The sequence below is a fragment of the Paenibacillus sp. 598K genome (assembly GCF_003851045.1).
Lineage (GTDB): Bacteria > Bacillota > Bacilli > Paenibacillales > Paenibacillaceae > Paenibacillus_D.
In genome coordinates, this window is the sequence record NZ_BFBX01000358.1 from 911 (window position 1) to 2,383 (window position 1,473).

General features: G+C 65.3%; 2 protein-coding genes. Both read right to left on the minus strand.

The window, feature by feature from the left end:
- Positions 1-707, minus strand: a 707-nt coding sequence (locus PA598K_RS38630; RefSeq protein ID WP_260405775.1) for a four-carbon acid sugar kinase family protein, incomplete at its 3' end; no start/stop codon positions are given.
- Positions 708-831: 124 nt separating this feature from the next.
- A partial coding sequence (locus tag PA598K_RS35475) for a RuBisCO large subunit C-terminal-like domain-containing protein (protein ID WP_260405776.1) occupies positions 832-1,473 on the minus strand: 642 nt, incomplete at its 5' end.

Consider the following 1,473-nt stretch of genomic DNA (forward strand, 5'->3'; position numbering starts at 1 on the left):
AGCGCCAGGATATCCATCAGCGAACTCGACAGCTCCGTCTGCTGCGCGAGATGAAGGCGCAGATCGGACTCAGCCATCGGCGTCACCGGATGACGCGACATCGTCGGATGACGATCCAGCCGATAGACCGACTCCCCGGCGGCAGCGAAGTGATGGCCGAACACCGTATAGCGGCCCAAATACGGGACGCCTGCGAGGATCGGCACATATCGTCCGCCGAACAGCGCCGCGCCGAGCTCCGCCGCCTTGCCGATACTGCCGACATGGGGCGCCGAGTCAAACGTCGAGCAGATCTTGTAGTGGACGATAGCCGGACCTAGACGGCGCAGCGTCTCCAGCACAGCCGGCAGCTCGCGCGCCATTTCCTCCGGCGACAGCGAGCGGCCGACCCCGGCGACGCCGCACGCGTCCGTTGCCGCGAAGCGCGGATCACCTAGCCGCTCCTCGGTCGGCGCGTCGAGGAACAGCACCGGCCGCAGCCCGCAGCGGAACAACGCCTCCAGCACATCCGTCGAGCCGGTAAAGTCGTCGCCATAGTAGGCGTATTGCCACACTTGGCCGCTACCGACATTCCGGCTGCGGTCTTCCTGTGCAGCCATTGCAGCATTCGTGCCAGCGCTACCGCCCGCACCCACACACACACTCTCATTCGCCGTACCCGTGCCGCCGCTACATTGCTCTGCCGCTGAGTTAAGATTGTCTATCATACGTGTCCCTCCTCTCAGGCGATTCCGTCACCAAACAAGCCAGACAGCATTTGCTGACAGTTGGACTTACTCTGGTCATGTCTGCTGCCCGGCTGACTTGCTGCTGTCTGTTGGATGTTGTCTGTCAGGCTCCGCCATACTTCTCGATCGCCCGCCGCAGCGCAGGGTGCGACTCGGCGTACGTCTCGAGCGGCACGCCCTGCACCGCAGCCTCCCAGCCGAGCTTCATGCTCTCGCAACCGGCTGCCGGGCCGTCGGGATGCGCGAGCATGCCGCCGCCCGCCAGATGCATCACGTCGACGCCGCCAGCCGCCTCGTAGGTAGCCGGGGCCATGCCCGCCCATTGGGCCGAGGAGACGACGGGCAAGGTCGGGTAGCCGCCGAGCAGCGGCTCTGCGCACGCCTGGATCGAGCGCCGCACCGACTCGTCGCTCTCGTAAAACTTGCTGTTCAGCCCGTTCACATGCAACTGATCCGCGCCGGCGAGCCGACATAACTTCTGGTACGCGGTGAACTCCATACCAAGCAGCGGCGCCCGCGTCAGCATCCCCCATTGATTGCGATGGCCGTGGATCGGCACCTCGCTATAGCGGTTCAGCTCGGCGAGCCCCGCCAGACCGACGCTGAGGATGCTCACCATGACGCAGGTGCCGCCCGCGCCGACGACCAGGTCGTGATGCGTCCGCAGCTCGTCGATATCGCCGGTAATATTGAAGGCGTACATGAGCTTGCGCCCGGTCACATCCGCCGCCCGCTCGATCGCCGC